This window comes from Paractinoplanes pyxinae (genome assembly GCF_026626335.1).
Taxonomy (GTDB): Bacteria; Actinomycetota; Actinomycetes; order Mycobacteriales; family Micromonosporaceae; genus Actinoplanes; species Actinoplanes pyxinae.
In genome coordinates this window covers 382,255-398,574 of sequence record NZ_JAPNTZ010000008.1, presented here as the reverse complement: position 1 = coordinate 398,574, position 16,320 = coordinate 382,255, and the positions used below count along the sequence as shown (strand labels likewise).

The window sequence follows — 16,320 nt, the reverse complement described above, 5'->3', positions numbered from 1 at the left end:
CGGCGGCGGCGAGGAGGCGAGGGGGTCGGGGCAGCTACTTCTCGGACCAGACGCCCAGCTCGTTGCCGCTGGGGTCGGTGAAGTGGAAGCGGCGGCCGCCGGGGAACTCGTACGGCCCCTCGACGACCTGGCCGCCCGCGGCGCGCACGGCCTCGACCGAAGCGTCCAGATCGGACGAGAACAGCAGGACCAGCGGCCCGCCGACGCCGACCGGCTCGCCCGCCCGGAGCCCGCCCACCTCGCCCGCGCCGCGGCGGATGCCCGCGTATTCGGGGCCGTAGTCGTTGAACTGCCAGCCGAACGCCTCGCCGTAGAAGCGTTTGGCCGCCGCGAGGTCGCCGACGGTGATCTCGATGTAGTCGATGACGTGGTGCTCGTGCGTCTGCTCAGTCATGCCCGGCATTCTGCGCGCGGGGTACGACATTTCCCGTCGGGCCGTGCCGCGGTAGCGGGACCACCAGCGGCGTTCCGGTAGCGGGGTCGGGCACGACCAGGGCCGACAAGTTGAAGACCTCGGACAGCAGCTCGACGGTGAAGACCTCGGTGGGGGTGCCCTGGGCGACTATGCGGCCGTCGCGCATGGCTACCACGTGGCCGGCGTAGCGGGCGGCCAGGTTGAGGTCGTGCAGGACCATCACGATGGTGCGGTTTCGTTCGCGGTGCAGGCGGGCGATCAGGTCGAGCACGTCGATCTGGTGGCTCAGGTCCAGGTAGGTGGTGGGCTCGTCCAGCAGCAGCACGTCGGTGCCCTGGGCCAGGGCCATGGAGATCCAGGCGCGCTGGCGCTGGCCGCCGGATAGGGCCTCTACCGGGCGGCCGGCCAGGTCGCGCATGTCGGTCCACGCCAGGGCCTCGGTGACGATGTCCTGGTCGGCCGGGGACCACTGGCGGAACCAGTTCTGATGCGGGTGGCGGCCCCGCATGACCAGGTCGGCCACGGTGAGGCCGTCGGGGGCGACCGGGCTCTGCGGGAGCATCCCGATGATGCGGGCCACCTCCCGGGTCGGCATCTGGTCGATGCGGCGGCCGTCCAGCAGCACTTCGCCCGCGCGGGGCTTGAGCAGGCGGCCGAGCGCCCGCAGCAGCGTCGACTTCCCGCAGCCGTTGGGGCCGACCACGGCGGTGATCGCGCCGTCGGGGACGTCCAGGTCGAGGCCGTCGACCACGATGTCGTCGCCGTAGCCGAGGCGCAGGCCCCGGGCCTGCAGGCGCGGTGCGGAGTCGGTCACGCGGAGGTCCTTCGGTTGGTCCGGGTCAGCAGCCAGAGCAGGTAGGGCGCGCCGACCATCGCGGTGAGCAGGCCGACCGGGAGTTCGCGGGCGGGCAGCACGGAGCGGGCGGCCAGGTCGGCCGCGGTCACCAGCAAGGCGCCCAGGATGGCCGACACGACGAGGGGTGGGCGGGAGCCGCCGCAGAGGCGGAGGGCGATCTGCGGAACCACGAACGCCACGAACTCGATGGGTCCGGCGGCGGCCACCGCGGCGGCGGCGAGCGCGACCGCGGTGAGCACCACGGCCAAGCGGGCGGACTGGAGACGTACGCCCAAAGCCTTTGACACGTCGTCGTCGAACTGCAGGGCCTGCAGCGTGAAGCTGGTCGCCACGGCCAGGGGTAGCAGCACGGCCAGGCCGAGGGCCAGTGGGCGCACCTGGGCCCAGTCGGCGCCCGCCACCGAGCCGTTGAGCCAGATGGTGGCCCGGGCGGCGTCGACGATCTCGGCCCGTACCAGGAACCAGGAGACGCCGGCCGTCACCACCTCGCCGACCCCGATGCCCACCAGCACCAGGCGATAGCCGTCGACCCCGCGCCGCCACGCGAGCACGTAGACGAGCGCCGCCGCGACCAGCGCACCCGCCAGCGCGGCCAGAGGTACGGCGCCGATCGCCGCACCCCCACCGAGCACGATCACGGCGACCGCTCCGAGCGAGGCGCCGTGCGTCACGCCGAGCACGTCGGGGCTGGCCAAGGGGTTGCGGGCGAACGTCTGGGTGAGCGCGCCGGACACCGCCAGCGCCGCCCCGACCAGCAGGGCGGTCAGGATGCGGGGCAGGCGCAGGTCCAGCACGATCAGCTTCTGCGCGGCCGTGCCCCCGCCGAGCAGGGTGCTCACCACGTTGCCGGGCGCGATGCCGAAGCTGCCGTGCCCGATGCTGAAGACAGCCACCGCGACGGTGAGGGCCAGCCCCACCACACCGACGGCGATCGGCCGCAGCGCGACGCGCCCCGAAAGCCGTCCGACATGGACTTGAAGAAGGGTCACAGTTTCACGGCTCCGCGGCGGGATCGGACCAGCATGATGAAGAACGGGGCGCCCACCGCGGCCAGCACGATCCCCGTCTGCAGTTCGCCCGGGCTCACCACGACCCGGCCCAGCACGTCGGCCAGCAGCAGCACCGCGGCGCCGGTGAGGGCGGCGGCCGGGATCAGCCGGCGATGGTCGGGGCCGACGACCGTACGGGCAACATGGGGCACGATCAGGCCGAGGAACCCGATCGGCCCGCACGCCGCCGTCGCCGCCCCCGCCAGCAGCACGACGGCGGCCACGCCGATCACGCGCGCCAGAACCACCCGTTGCCCCAGCGCCCGCGCTACGTCCTCGCCCAGTCCCAGCGCGTTCAGGGCCGGCGCGTTGACCAAGGCCAGAACCAGGCCCACCGCGATGAACGGCGCCACCTGGGCCGCCACTGTGGAGTCCCGGCCCGACAGCGACCCCACCACCCAGAACCGGAACAGGTTCAGGCTGGCGTTGTCGGCCAGCAGGATCGATTGGGTGAACGACGCCAGCAGCGCGCTGATCGCCAGCCCGGCCAGGGCCAGCGTCACCGGGGTCGGCCCGCCCCGCCGTCCGGACGCGATACCGAAGACAGCCACGCTGGCCAGCAGCGCTCCGGCGAAGGCGAACCAGATGTAGCCGGTCAGCGCGGTCGCCCCGAGCTGGATGCCGAGCACGACGGCGAACGAGGCGCCGGCTGAGATGCCCAGCAGGCCGGGGTCGGCGAGAGGGTTGCGCGTGTGACCCTGCATCAGCGCCCCGGCCGCCCCAAGCGCCAGGCCGGCCAGCAGGCCCAGGACCGTACGGGGAAACCGCAGTTCCCACACGATGGCGGTGGCCGGCGCGCCCGGGTCCGGATCGACGACCGCCCGCCACACCTCGCCGAGCCCCAGCCATTGGGCGCCGACGGCCAGGGAGAGGGCGACGGCCAGCGCGAGCAGCGCCACCAACCGCTTGATCACGCCGCCGTACCCCCAGACTTGCCCCTCCGAACCGCGTCGCTTAGCTTAGCCTCACCTAATTAGAACGTGAGGTCCGACATGCCCTTGACGATCCGAGCGGCCGGAGCAGCCCTGCTGGTAGGCCTGGGCCTCCTCAGTGGGTGCGGCGGTGGCGACGGCGAACCCGCGGCCGAGCAGCAGCAAGCGGTGACGCTGACCCACAAGCTCGGCACCGCCGAGATCAAGTCCACCCCGCAGCGCATCGTTGCGCTGTCCGACGCCGACCTGGACGCCCTGCTGATGCTCGGCGTGCAGCCGGTCGGCATCGCCGAGTCCTCGGGCGAGGGCGGCATCACCGCCTGGGCCAAGCCGCTGGTCACCGGTCAGCCGACCGTGCTCACCGCGGGCGACACCGGCTTCGACGTCGAAAAGATCGCGGCCCTGGCGCCCGACCTGATCCTGGCCGGCGGCGACTACTACATCGACGACGAGTACGCCAAGCTCAGCCGGCTCGCGCCGACCACTGCGTACGAGACCACGGGCGCCTTCGAGGACCCCTGGCAGACAACGTTGAAGCAGGTCGCGAAGGCGGTCGGCCAGACCGCGAAGGCCGACCAGATCATCGCCGAGGTCGAGGGCGAGATCGCGAAGGCCAAGGCCGGCCACCCGGAACTGGCCGGCAAGGAGTTCACTCTCAGCCAGATGTGGGAGGCCGGTTCGATCGGCGTTCTGCGCTCCGACAAGGATGCTGGTGTGAAGATGCTCAACGACTTCGGCATGAAGCTGGCCCCGGGCGTGGCCGCGCTCGAGGGCGACGACTTCGCCGTGCAGCTCAGCCTCGAGAAGGTCGGCGTGCTCGACGCCGGCACCACGCTCGTCTACTACGCCGAGAAGTCGCTGCAGCCCACGCTGGAGGGCAACACGCTGTTCAAGAACCTGGGCTCGGTCAAGCGCGGGTCGTATAAGGCGTTGAGCGACGCTCAGTTCTCGGCGCTGCGCACCCCGACGCCGCTGTCGGTGCGCTACATCATCGAGAACGTCCTGCCGACGATCTCGGAAGCGGCTAAGGCCGGCTGAGCGGTGTCCGCGCGTGAGGTGACGGCCGGCCCCGTCGCGGCGGGGCCGCCGCCGATCCCTGTCCTGGCCGCGCCCTGGAGCGTTCGTGAGCTGACCGCCGGCGACGACGACGCCGGGCTGGTCAGCCGGTGGATGGGCGAGCCCCACGTCGAGCGGTTCTGGGAGCAGGCCTGGCCGCCCGCGCGGTGGGCCGAGGCGCTCGCCGAGCAGCTGAGCGGCGATTATTCGAGGCCTCTGCTTATTTCGTACGAGGGAAGGCCCTTCGCCTACGTCGAGGTCTACCGGACGCCGCTCGACGTGGTGGGCCTGCACTACGACACCGACCCGCACGACCTGGGCGTGCACCTGGCCATCGGCGACCGCGAGCGCACCGGCCGGGGCCTGGGCCGCGCGATGGTGAGTGCGATCGCCGACGGCCTGCACGCCGCCGATCCCCGCTGCCGCCGCCTGCTGGCCGACCCCGACGAGCGGCACGAGATGGCCCGCCGCATGTTCGTCGGCGCCGGCTTCCGCCTGCTGAACGTCAGCGACCTCGGGCACAAGCGCGCCGCTCTGCACGTCCGCGAGCTGCCGGCATGATCGATCAGATCCTTCCGGCCGGGCTCACGGCCTGGGCCGAGCGGCGCGACGACGCCCCGGTCGAGCTCTACCCGGAGGAGGCGGCCCTGGTCGCGCGGGCCGTCGAGAAGCGCCGCCGGGAGTTCGCCACCGGGCGCTGGTGCGCGCGGAAGGCCCTCGCTCAGCTCGGTGTGCCGCCGGCGCCCGTCCTGCAGGGCGAGCGCGGATCGCCGCGGTGGCCGGCCGGATTCGTCGGATCGATCACCCACTGCCCGGGCTACGCGGCGGCCGTGGTCGGCCGCAGCGCACTCATCAAGACCATCGGTGTGGACGCCGAACCCGATGAGGCGCTGCCCGAAGGCGTACTGGACGCCATTTCTCTGCCCGGCGAGCGCGACCGGATCGCCGAGCTGAAGCCGGGCGGGGTTTCCTGGGACAGGCTGCTCTTCTGCGTGAAAGAGGCCGTCTACAAGGCGTGGTTCCCGCTCGCCCAGCGCTGGCTCGACTTCACCGAGGCCGACGCCGTCCTGCGCCCGGACGGCACCTTCACGGTGCGGCTGCTGGTCGACGGCCCGGTGAGCGGATTCGAGGGCCGGTGGCGGGCCGAAAGCAATTTGGTGGTCGCCGCGATCGTTCTGCGCTCAGCTGACGCCGGGAGCGGCCGATAGGACGATCGTGCCGGAACAGGTCTATCTTCTCGGCAACCTGGTGATCATGGTCGCCTACGCCGCGATCATGGTGGCGATCATCGTGCCGGTTGCCCGCGCCCGCCAGCTGTGGACCAACAAGCTGGGCGTGGCGACTGCGATGATCTTCTTCACGTGCTCGGTCGGGCACGGGTTGCACGCCTTCATGGCCATCCGCGGCCTCGACCATCCCGGCGGGCATCTCGGCGGCGGCTGGATCTGGCCGTCGGCGGTCTGGGACGCCTTCACCGGCGTGATCGGCGTCTACTACTGGACGCTGCGCCGCAGCTACAAGGTGCTGCTCGAGGGCGGCACCATCTACAGCTCCCCGGGCGAGCAGAACCGCCTGGCCGAGGCCGACGCCCGCGAGCTCGAAGCCCGCAACGCGGCCGAGAAGCACCGGGGCTTCCTGGCCGCGGTGGTCGAGCACACCGACGACGCCATCATCGGGGTCAACCTGGACGGCCGGGTCACCGCATGGAACCGCGGCGCCGAGCGGCTGTTCGGCTTCAACGCGGGGGCGGCGATCGGCCAGCCGATGTCCATCTTCTCGGGCGACGCGGGCGCCGCCGCCGACCAGATGGCCGTGATCGCCCGCATCCGGCACGGCGAGCGCCGCATCCACTACGAGGCCCGGCGGGTGCACCGCAACGGCTCGCCGCTCGAACTGTCGATCAACGTCACGCCGATCAAGGACGCCTCGGGCGCGGTCACCGGCGCGTCGATCACCGCCCGCGAGATCAGCGCGCTCAAGGAGGCGGCCGATCAGCGCCGCACCGAGGAGGAACAGGCCCACCAGAAGCAGCGCATGGAGAGCCTGGGCAAGCTGGCCGGCGGCATGGCCCACGACTTCAACAACATCCTGGCCATCATCACCAACTACACCGAGTTCGCCATCGAGGACAGCGACAAGCCCGGCGTACGCGAGGATCTGGATCACGTGCGGTCGGCGGCCGGCCGGGCCCAGAACCTGACCCGGCAGCTGCTCACCTTCACCCGCGGCGACGGCGCCCGCCCGCAGGATCTGGACCTCAACGCGGCTCTGGCCGACGCTCGCGAGGCCCTGGGTGAGTCGCCCGGGATCACCATCGTCGGCCGGCCCGCACCGGAGCCACTGACCGTGCGCGCCGACCCGGCCCAGCTGCAGCAAGTGCTGAAAAGCCTGACCGACAACGCCCGCGAGGCCATGCCGGACGGCGGCACGCTGGTGCTGGAGGCCAACACGGCGGAGATCTCGGCCGCCGCGCGGGGCCCGCAGCCCGCGCTGCCGCCCGGCCCGTACGCGCGGCTGCTGGTCAGCGACACCGGCGTGGGCATGCCGCCCGAGGTCGCCGAGCGGGTGTTCGAGCCCTTCTTCACCACCCGGCCGGGCCAGGGGGCCGGGTTGGGGCTGTCCACCGCGTACGGGATCATCAGCGAGGCCGGGGGTTCGATCGCCGTCTACTCCGAACCCGGCGTGGGCACCACCTTCCGCATCTATCTGCCGCTGGTGGCCGCGCCCGCCCGGCCGGAGCGCCGCGAGCGCCCGCCCGGCGGCGACGGCCGCACGGTCCTGGTCGTCGAGCACGAGCCGCCGCTGCTGCGGGCGGCCACCCGGATCCTGACGGTCGCCGGCTACCAGGTCATCGCGGCCGCCACCGCGCCCGAGGCGCTGGTCGTGGTGGGCGACCGGGACGTCGACGCGGTGCTGACCGACGTGGTGATGCCCGACATGACCGGTCCGCGGCTGGTCGAGCTGCTGCGCGAGCGCCGGCCCGGGCTGCCGGTGGTCTACATGTCCGGCTACAGCAACGGGATGCTCGACGTCACCGGGGTGCTCGACGCGCGGGCGCCGTTCGTCGAGAAGCCCTTCACCGGCGACGATCTGCTGCACGGCGTGCACGACGCGCTCGCCGGGCGCACCCGGTCGGCGGTCTGAGCGGCGGTTGGTGTAGACCGTCAGGCATGGCGGATGAGGTCGTCGGGGTCGTCGGGGCGGGCATTGTCGGGCTGGCCATCGCGCGTGAGGTGACGCGGCGGCGGCCCGGCACGCGGGTCGTGGTGTTCGAGAAGGAGGATCGCGTCGCGGCCCACCAGACCGGGCACAACTCGGGCGTCGTGCACGCCGGCATCTACTACACACCGGGCAGTCTCAAAGCGCGATTGTGTACGCGTGGCGGCGCGCAGCTGCGTGAATACTGCGCCGAGCGGGGGATCGCGTACGAGGAATGCGGCAAGCTCGTCGTCGCGGTGACCACCGAGGACGTGGCCCGGCTGGACGCGCTGGCCGCCCGGGCCGAGGCCAACCAGGTGCCGGGCCTGCGCCGCGTCGGCCCCGAGGGGATCCGCGAGATCGAGCCGCACGCCTCCGGGCTGGCCGCGCTGCACTCGCCGCACACCGCGATCACCGACTTCCCGGGCGTGACGCGGGCGTTCGCGGACGACGTGGTGGCCGGCGGCGGCGAGGTCCGGTTCGGCTTCCGGGTCACCGGCATCAGCGAGGGCCGCCGGCTGACCGTCTCGTCGGCGTCCGAGCAGGTCGCGGTCGACCGCCTGATCATCTGCGCGGGCATCCACAGTGACTCCGTGGCCCGGCTGGCCGGGGACGCGGCGGCTCCGAGGATCGTGCCGTTCCGCGGCGAGTACATGAAGGTCCGGCCCGAGAAGGCGGGGCTGGTGCGGGGCATGATCTATCCGGTGCCCGACCCGCGCTACCCGTTCCTGGGCGTGCACTTCACCCGGCGGGTCAGCGGCGAGCTCGAGGTGGGGCCGAACGCCGTGCTGGCCACCGCGCGCGAGGGCTACGGCTGGGGTGACGTGTCGGCGCGCGACCTCGCCGGCATCGCGGGCTGGCCCGGCATGTGGCGGATGGCCGCCCGGCACTGGCGGACGGGCGTGCGCGAGATGTACGGGTCGGTGTCCAAGCGCGCCTACATGAAGGCGGCCCGCCGCTACGTGCCCGAGATCCTGGCGGCCGACGTGGTGCGGGCGGGTTCCGGCGTACGCGCGCAAGCTCTCGACCGCGACGGCGCGCTGGTCGACGACTTCCGCATCCACCGCCTCGGCCCGATCACGGCCGTGCGCAACGCCCCCTCACCGGCGGCGACCTCCAGCCTGGCCATCGCCGAGCATGTCGTGGACGCGGCCGAATTCGGCTCCTAGCGCGTTCCTCCACTTTGGGCAGTAGGCTGCATCTGCCCGCGTGGGAGGGGACCGCAATGACCGAATCGTATGGATGGGTGCCGGAGGGCGTCGACATCACGGTGCCGGACGCGTCGCGCGTCTACGACTACGCGCTCGGCGGCGTGCACAACTTCGCTGTCGACCGCGAATTCTGGCATCGGGCCGAGAAGATGTTCCCCGACGCGCGGCTGGTGGCCCGGGCCAACCGCGCCTTCCTCGGGCGGGCCGTGCGGCGGCTGAGCGAATCCGGCGTACGCCAGTTCCTCGACATCGGCTCGGGCATCCCCACGCTGGGCAACGTGCACGAGGTGGCGCAGGAGGCCGACCCCGAGGCCCGCGTCATGTACGTCGACATCGACCCGATCGCCGTTCAGCAGAGCCGCAGCCTGCTCACCGGCAACCCGTACGCCCGGGTGATCGAGGGCGACCTGCGCAAGCCCGACAGCATTCTGTACCACCCCGATGTGCTCGACCTGTTCGACTTCAGCGAGCCGGTCGCCGTGCTCACCGTGGCCGTGCTGCACTTCGTGCCCGACGAGGCCGACCCGGCCGGCATCCTGCGCCGCCTCGGCGAGCCCCTGGTCTCCGGCAGCCACCTGGTGATCTCGCACCTGGGTCCGGAGCCGACGCCCGAGGGCCGCGCCGCGCAGGAGGCGGCCCGCCGGCTCTACGAGCGCACGCCGACCCCGGTCGTGATCCGCACCCGGGAGCAGATCGCCGCCCTCATCGGCGACGAGTTCGAGCTGGTCCCGCCGGGCGTGGTCGGCTCGTCCGAGTGGCATCCCGACCCCGACGAGGCGGGCGACCCGCCGCAGCCCACCGCGCTGGTGGCGATCGCGCGGAAGCGGTCATGACTTCGTACGCCGCACTGACCGAGGACTGGTTGCGCGGGGTGGTGGCGGCGGGCTTCGTTCCCGGCGTACGGGCGAGGGCGCGCTCGGCCCTGGAAGACCTGCTCGAGGAGTTCGTGGCCGCCGTCCGGGCCGAACCCTTCGACCCCGCGCCGGGCCGGCGCATCGGTTCCGAACTGGTCGACTTGCGCATGTCCTCCCCGCCGGTGCTGGGCACGACAGTCCACCTGCTGGCCGGCCGGCTGCCCGCGATCCTGGGCGAGGAGTCGCGCGAACGCGTGCTGGCCCTGCTCGAGAGCCTGGTCGTCGGCTTCGTGGCCGCCCAGCGCGACCTCGCCGTGCGCGCCGCCGAAGAGATGAACCGCTCCGAGAAGATCCACTGGCGGGCCGTCCAGCTCGACCTGCAGCGCCGCCTGCAACAGGCCCTGCTGCACCGCCCCGACACCGGCCTGCCCAACGAGCAGCACTTGCACAAGACCCTGGCCGACCTGGGCGGCGGCCGGGCCGGCCTGCTGCTGCTCGGCCTCGACCACCTCGAAGAGCTCACCGACACCCTCGGCGACGACCGGGGCGTCCGCCTGCTCGCCTCGATCGCGCGGCGGCTGCGCCCGCTGGGCATCCTGGCCCAGCCCGCCACCGACCTGTTCGCCGTGCTGGTGCCCGGCACCACCGGCCCCGACGACCTGATCAAGGTGGCCGACCAGGCGCTCCACCTGCTGGCCGGGCCGTTCCCGATCGACGGCCACGACCTGCACGTGACCGCGTACGCCGGACTGGTCGAACGCCCCACGGCCGGCACCGACCCCGACGGCTGGCTGCACGACGCCCGGCTGGCCCTGCGCTGGGCCCGCCACGACCAGCGCGGCCCGGCCCTGTTCGACCCCGCCCGGGCCGACGACGAACGCAACCGCCACCGCCTGGCCGCCGAGATGCCGGCCGCCCTCGACCGCGGCGAGTTCACCCTGCACTACCAGCCCCTGCTGCGCCTGGCCGACCGCGCGGTGATCGGCGCCGAAGCCCTGGCCCGCTGGCAACGCCCCGGCGACGGCCTGGTCATGCCGCACCAGTTCATCCAGGTCGCCGAGCGCACCGGCCTGATCCGCCCGCTGGGCCGCTACCTGCTCGAAAAGGCCTGCCGGCAAGGCGTCGCCCGGCCCGGACGCCTGATGAGCGTCAACCTGTCGCCGGTCCAGCTGCGCGACCCCGCCCTGGTCGCCTCCGTGGCCGACATCCTGCACCGCACCGGCCTGCCCGCGGCCCGGCTGCAACTCGAGGTCACCGAGACCGCCGAGGCCCTGCAATACCGCCCGGTGCTGCAGGAACTGGCGGCGCTGGGGGTGCGGCTGGCCCTCGACGACTTCGGCACGGGCTACTCCAGCCTGGCCGTGCTCACCACGCTGCCGTTCACCGAGGCCAAACTGGCCGCCGAATTCCTCCACGACACCCAGCGCCGCGACGTGCTCGGGCACATCATCGACGCGTGCCACGCGCTGGGAATGACCGTCACCGCCGAAGGCATCGAAACCGCCGACCAGGAAAGCCTGCTGCGCGATCTCGGCTGCGACCACGGCCAGGGGTATCACCTGGGCCGCCCCGGGCCCGCTGCGTGATCGGACGGTCAGCCGATAGTGCCGAGTCAGTCGACAGAGGATGCTCAGCTGACCCGACAAATCCCCGGGAGGGACAGACGTGCCGAGCGAGCTCATGCAGATCCAGGCCGACGACGGCAGCGCCGTGCTGATCGAGGTCGACACCCCGGACGCAGGGTTCGGGGAGGTCTCCTTCGACGGCCGGATCTTCCGGGCCCGCGAGTCGCTCGAGCAGGCCCTCGGCGGGGTGCGCACCATCGCGCTCAAGGCCCTGGACACCTTCCGGGCCGCGGAGTCCGCGCCCGAGTCGATCGAGCTCGAGTTCGGAGTGAAGTTCAAGGCCGAGGCCGGTTCCGCGGTGTTCGCCCGCACCGCCGCCGAGGGCCACATCGTGGTGCGGATGTCCTGGTCGGGCGGGAGCGGCCACCCGGTCGGCCGCCCGTCCCTCGACGGTGACGACGACGAGGACCAGCCGGGGGCATGAACGAGCCACGCTGGCAGGCCCGGATCGACATCCCGGATTCCCACGTGCGCGGCAGCGGATTCCTGGTCGACGACCGCCACGTGCTGACCTGCGCGCACGTGGTGCGCGGCCAGGCCACGGCGCAGGTGACGCTGGGCGAGGGCGACGAGTCGCGCAAGGCCACCGTGCTGCGGGACGGTCCGTGGTGGTCGCCCGGGGCAGAGGCGGCGGACGTGGCCGTGCTCGAGCTGAGCGTGCCGGTCGACGTCGAGCCGGCCCCGCTGGCGCCGCACGCCGGGCTGGAGGTCTACGGGCTGGGCACTCTCGACGCCTACGGGTTTCCGCTGAGCTATGCCGAGACCGGTGTATACAGCGAGTTCCGGGCCGGTGCGCAGCAGTTCATCGGGGCGGACGTGCAGGTGCGGGCCGAGGACGACCTGGGCGTGTGGCTGCAGGAGGGCTTCAGCGGCGCCGCCGCTCGCCACCAGGGCACCGAGCAGGTGCTGGGCATGGTGCGCAAGGCGGGGCGGGGCCGCGAGAGGATCGGGGTCATCGTCCCCGTGGCCCGGCTGGCCGAGGTCTGTCCCGCGCTCGACGAGCTGATCCCGCTCGGCTCGCTGAGCCCCACGGCCTACCGGGAACTGCGCGGGGTGCTCGCCGCGACGGTCTACTCGCGCGGCCAGGTGCGCCAGCTGCTGGCCAAGCTGCGGAGCAAGGTGCCCAGCATGCCGGGCCACCTGACGTCGCTGGCCGGCGTGGTCGAGGCGCTGGTGGTCGACGCGGCCACCGTGGACGACGACGAGATGCGCTTCTACCTGGCCGGGTTGCTAGTCAAGATCGGCACCGACGAGGCCCGGCGCTGGGCCGGGGTGCATCTGTACGCGGGGCCGTTGCCCAGCTCGCCGGTCGAGGCGGCGCACGAGGGCGCGATCGTGGTCAAGCTCGAGCCGGTCGCGGGCCAGGGCGCCGAGACGTACGACCTGACAGTGTGGACGGTCACCGACCCCGACGGCGAGCTGGGGGAGCCGGTCGCCCAGGCCACCGGCCTGCTGCCGGGCAGCTGGCAGGGCTCGGTCGAGCGGGCCCTGGCGGAGGCGGTGACGCGGATGCCGCTGCGGGTCTTCACCGTCGAGTTCGTGCTGCCCCGCGACCTGCTGGCCGAGCCGGTCGAGCGGTGGCGCGACCACACCGACGACACGACCCGCCTCGGCGTCTCGAGCCCTTTGGTCGTGCGCGACCTCGACTGGTTCGACCACGACAACCCGGCCCGGCTCGGCCACCGTGCCGAACTGCTCCGCGAGAACGGCGCCGACCTGGGCCGGGAGCTGCGCTGGCGCGACCACAGCGAGCCGCCGACCACCCCGGACGAGTTCCGCGGCTGGCTCCGGCGGCGGCGCGACGACCCGCTGGCCATCGGCCTGACCTGCGAGTGGACGACGCCCGAGCAGGTCGGTCTGGCGGTCGCGGCCGGGCCGCCGGTGTTGATCTGGCGGCGTGCGCCGTGCCTGCACGACGAACACGAGGACGACTGCGACGGCCGCCGCTTCGCCCGGGAATTGACCGCCCGGCTCGGCGGTGTGACTTTCGACCAGGTGGCCCACGCCGTGCGCGACCTGCGGGCCGAGGCGGCGTACGCCCGGCAACCGACCCATTGCGGCAGTGATCTGGTGCTGCTGCGCGACGACGCCCGGCGGCGAACCGTGCCGCTGGGCTTCGCGTGAGCGAGTGAGGTGGCAGTGGCCGACGACGCATGGTTCATCTACCGGGGGACGGGCGTTCCGCACGACCGGATCGACAGCCTGCCCGCGCCGCCGCCGTGGCGCGGGTTCGACCCCGACCCGGCGCAGGACCCGCCGTTCGTGCCCGAGACCCGGCAGAAAGAGATCCGGGCGGCCGGCCGCTATCGGCCCGACGCCGAGACCGTACGGCTGGTCAACGCCGCCCTCTACCTGCGCCGCCCGCTGCTGGTCACCGGGCCGCCCGGCACCGGCAAGTCCACTTTGGCCACCGCGATCGCGCACGAGCTCAACCTGGGCCGTCTGCTGCGCTGGACGGTCACGAGCCGCACCGGACTGCGCGACGGCCTCTACACCTACGACCCGCTGGCCCGGCTCTACGCCTCGAGCCGGCACGAGGGCGGCGACCCGGACTGGGACCAGGACCTGGGCCGCTACATCCGGCTCGGCCCGCTCGGCACGGCGCTGCTGCCCCGCAGCCGGCCCCGGGCGCTGCTGATCGACGAGATCGACAAGGCCGACCTGGATCTGCCGAACGACCTGCTGACCGCGTTCGAGGACGGCGAGTTCGAGATCGGCGAACTGCTGCGCCAGCCCGAGCGGTACGCCGAGGCGCAGGTGGGCACGGCCGACGGCGCCGAGCGGGTGACGGTCCACCACGGCCACGTGCGCTGCAGCCGCTTCCCGGTGGTGGTGATGACCAGCAACGGCGAGCGCGAGTTCCCGCCCGCGTTCCTGCGGCGCTGCGTCCAGGTCGAGATCAAGCGGCCCGACAAGGCCAAACTGGAGCAGATCGTGGCCGCCCACCTGCCCGGCATGGCGCCCGACAGCGCACGGCTGATCGAGCAGTTCCTACAGGACCAGGAGCCGGCCTCGCTGGCCACCGACCAGCTGCTCAACGCGATCTATCTGGTGCACACGGCCGGGCTCGACGAGGACCGCACGCGCGAGGCGCTGGAGAAGGCGCTGATGAAGTCGCTGACCCCGCGATGAACCTGGAGGATCTGCGCGAGGCGCTGGTACGGGGAGGTGTCGAGCCGACTCCGCGCGAGCTGGCCGAGACCCTCTGGCTGGCCGCGCAGATCACTCCGGCCGCGTCGCCCCGCCCGGCGTCCGCGAGCGAGCCCGGGGAAAAGGCAGCGCCGCCGGAGGAGCCACCGGCGCCGCCGGTCCTCTCGCCCAACTCTGACGTCCCGCTGCACGTGAACGTGCCGGTGCCGCGCGTGAGTCAACCGGAACCGCCGGCGGTGCGTGAGGCCCGCGTCGAGGACGTGCCCAAGCCGATCGCGCTCGACGGGCGCCTGGACTTCCAGCGGGCGCTGCGGCCGTTGCTGCGCCGCGTGCCCGCGCCCGGTCTGGGCGAACTCGACGAGGAGGCGACCGCCCATCTGGCCGCCGACCACCCGGTCGGCGAGCCCTGGCCGGTGGTCATGCGTCCGCCGACCCGGCTCTGGCTCGACGCCGCCGTGGTCGTCGACCAGGGCGACTCCATGGCCATCTGGCACGACCTGGCGGCCGGCATCATCTCGGCGCTGCGCGAGTCGGGCGTCTTCCGTCAGGTCGCCCAGCACCGGCTGGGCGGCGACGGGCTGACCGACTGGCGGGGCCGGCCGCTGCCGCCGGGCCGGCTGGTCGACCCGGCCAACCGGCGGGTCGTGCTGGTGGTCAGCGACTGCGTGGGCCCGGTCTGGCGCTCGGGGGTGGCCGGGCGGATGCTGCACGACTGGGGCCGGCACGGGCCGGTGGCGATCCTGCAGCCGCTGCCCGAACGGCTGTGGCAGCGCACCTGGGCCCGTACGGTGGCCGGCACGCTCACCGCTCCGCGTGCCTGCGCCCCGAACAGCGACCTCACGTTCGTCCCGTTCGGCGGGCGCGGCGAGCGGACGGGCACGCCGGTTCCGGTGCTCGAGATCAATCCCGGCTGGCTGCGACGGTGGACGACCATGGTCGCCGGCGGCCCGTCGGTGACCGCGGCCGTGACCCGGGTGAGCGGGCACCCGCCCGAGCCGGTCGCCGCGATCCCACGTCCGGCGCCCTCGGCCGCCCAGCGCGTCCGGCAGTTCCGCGCGGCCGCCTCCGATCAGGCGTACGACCTGGCCCGCTACGTTGCCCTGGCCGGCGATCCGGTGCTCGACGTGGTCCGTTACGTGCACCACGCGATGTTCCAGCGGGCCGAGCCGGCCCACCTGGCCGAGGTGCTGCTCAGCGGTCTGCTGCGGGTCGAGGACAGCCGCCGGGGCCGCTACCGGTTCGTCGAGGGCGTGACCGACCTGTTGATCACCACGCTCTCGGTGAGCGAGATGATCCAGGCCCGGGCGGTGCGCGACCGCGTCTCGGCCGCCATGAGCCACCAGACCGGCCGCCACGGCTGGTTCACCGCCCTGACCCCGGGGCACGGCGACTCGTTGCTGACCGGGGAAAGCCGGCCGTTCGCGTTCACCGAAGCCGCCCGCAGCCGCCTGGCCCGGGCCGAGGCACGGGTGCGACGCGTTCCCCTCGAGGCCGCACCCCCGCCGGTCGCGCCCGTTCCGGGGCGGCACGTCGACCTGGCCGGGCTGCTCGACGCCCGTACCGCCGCGGTCGCTTTCACCGGCCGCGAGGCCGAACTGGCGACCTTGGAGAACTGGGCCCGTGGCTCGTCGGCCGGCCGGGCCGCCCTGATCACCGGCCCGGCCGGGTCGGGCAAGAGCCGTCTCGCCGCCGAGCTTCAGGCGCGGCTGCGCCCGGACGGGCTGGCCCTGCGGATCGTGGAGGAGGCCCGCACGGCCGACGCCGGCGCCGACGTCCCGACGCTGTACCTTGCGCGGGCCGCGGGCGAGTGGGCGCGCGACCTGGAGCCCGTGGTGGCCCTGACGGGGTTCGGCGAGGCAGTCACCCTCTATCGCCGGGCCGTCGCCGACCTCGGCCGGCGGATCTTCCCGTCCGGCGACCCCGCGATGTTCCGGGCCGGCCGTGCCGTGCCCGCATGGCCGGACGACGCCGCTC

The 16,320-nt window shown here is 73.2% G+C and carries 14 protein-coding genes and 1 pseudogene; 11 read left to right on the top strand and 4 right to left on the bottom strand.

Going from position 1 to position 16,320, the window contains the following annotated elements; translation table 11 throughout:
* Positions 1 to 34: 34 nt before the first annotated feature.
* Genes OWR29_RS24615 through OWR29_RS24600 form a run of 4 tightly spaced genes read right to left on the bottom strand, consistent with a single transcriptional unit; the run spans position 35 to position 3,219 of the window.
* The gene (locus tag OWR29_RS24615) at positions 35 to 394 is read right to left on the bottom strand and encodes a VOC family protein (RefSeq protein ID WP_267565562.1); all 360 of its coding nucleotides are present in this window, start codon (positions 392 to 394) and stop codon (positions 35 to 37) included.
* The gene (locus OWR29_RS24610) at positions 387 to 1,229 is read right to left on the bottom strand and encodes an ABC transporter ATP-binding protein (RefSeq protein ID WP_267565561.1); all 843 of its coding nucleotides are present in this window, start codon (positions 1,227 to 1,229) and stop codon (positions 387 to 389) included. The genes OWR29_RS24615 and OWR29_RS24610 overlap by 8 nt, the downstream gene beginning before the upstream one ends.
* Positions 1,226 to 2,260 carry a FecCD family ABC transporter permease gene (locus OWR29_RS24605; protein ID WP_267565560.1) on the bottom strand — a complete coding sequence of 345 codons (1,035 nt, stop codon included), beginning with the start codon at positions 2,258 to 2,260 and terminating at the stop codon, positions 1,226 to 1,228. The genes OWR29_RS24610 and OWR29_RS24605 overlap by 4 nt, the downstream gene beginning before the upstream one ends.
* A complete protein-coding gene (locus OWR29_RS24600) occupies positions 2,257 to 3,219 on the bottom strand; it encodes a FecCD family ABC transporter permease (protein ID WP_438872651.1) in 963 nt (320 codons plus the stop codon). Before OWR29_RS24600 ends, OWR29_RS24605 begins: the two co-directional genes overlap by 4 nt.
* 93 nt (positions 3,220 to 3,312) lie before the next feature.
* Between OWR29_RS24600 and OWR29_RS24595 the strand changes: the two genes are divergently transcribed.
* The 11 genes and pseudogenes from OWR29_RS24595 to OWR29_RS48140 form a co-directional block, all read left to right on the top strand.
* Positions 3,313 to 4,290: an ABC transporter substrate-binding protein gene (locus tag OWR29_RS24595; RefSeq protein ID WP_267565558.1), complete on the top strand. Its 978-nt coding sequence runs from the start codon at positions 3,313 to 3,315 to the stop codon at positions 4,288 to 4,290.
* 3 nt (positions 4,291 to 4,293) lie between these two features.
* Entirely contained in the window at positions 4,294 to 4,869 is a 576-nt protein-coding gene (locus tag OWR29_RS24590; RefSeq protein ID WP_267565557.1) for a GNAT family N-acetyltransferase, read from the top strand.
* Entirely contained in the window at positions 4,866 to 5,516 is a 651-nt protein-coding gene (locus OWR29_RS24585) for a 4'-phosphopantetheinyl transferase family protein (RefSeq protein WP_267565556.1), read from the top strand. Before OWR29_RS24590 ends, OWR29_RS24585 begins: the two co-directional genes overlap by 4 nt.
* Positions 5,517 to 5,523: 7 nt before the next feature.
* Entirely contained in the window at positions 5,524 to 7,452 is a 1,929-nt protein-coding gene (locus tag OWR29_RS24580) for an ATP-binding protein (RefSeq protein ID WP_267565555.1), read from the top strand.
* A 26-nt stretch (positions 7,453 to 7,478) separates the two neighbouring features.
* Entirely contained in the window at positions 7,479 to 8,675 is a 1,197-nt protein-coding gene (gene lhgD, locus OWR29_RS24575; RefSeq protein WP_267565554.1) for an L-2-hydroxyglutarate dehydrogenase, read from the top strand.
* 56 nt (positions 8,676 to 8,731) lie between these two features.
* The gene (locus OWR29_RS24570) at positions 8,732 to 9,550 is read left to right on the top strand and encodes an SAM-dependent methyltransferase (protein ID WP_267565553.1); all 819 of its coding nucleotides are present in this window, start codon (positions 8,732 to 8,734) and stop codon (positions 9,548 to 9,550) included.
* Positions 9,547 to 11,157, top strand: coding sequence for a putative bifunctional diguanylate cyclase/phosphodiesterase (locus OWR29_RS24565; protein ID WP_267565552.1), 1,611 nt, complete (start codon positions 9,547 to 9,549; stop codon positions 11,155 to 11,157). The genes OWR29_RS24570 and OWR29_RS24565 overlap by 4 nt, the downstream gene beginning before the upstream one ends.
* A gap of 79 nt (positions 11,158 to 11,236) precedes the next feature.
* Complete coding sequence (locus tag OWR29_RS24560) at positions 11,237 to 11,620, top strand: CU044_2847 family protein (protein ID WP_267565550.1); 384 nt, start codon at positions 11,237 to 11,239, stop codon at positions 11,618 to 11,620.
* The gene (locus tag OWR29_RS24555; RefSeq protein ID WP_267565549.1) at positions 11,617 to 13,320 is read left to right on the top strand and encodes a VMAP-C domain-containing protein; all 1,704 of its coding nucleotides are present in this window, start codon (positions 11,617 to 11,619) and stop codon (positions 13,318 to 13,320) included. The genes OWR29_RS24560 and OWR29_RS24555 overlap by 4 nt, the downstream gene beginning before the upstream one ends.
* 15 nt (positions 13,321 to 13,335) lie before the next feature.
* Entirely contained in the window at positions 13,336 to 14,328 is a 993-nt protein-coding gene (locus OWR29_RS24550; RefSeq protein WP_267565548.1) for an AAA family ATPase, read from the top strand.
* Positions 14,325 to 16,118, top strand: a pseudogene (locus tag OWR29_RS48140) (SAV_2336 N-terminal domain-related protein); the annotation flags it as partial. The gene OWR29_RS24550 and the pseudogene OWR29_RS48140, both read left to right, overlap by 4 nt.
* Between the last annotated feature and the right edge of the window lie 202 nt (positions 16,119 to 16,320).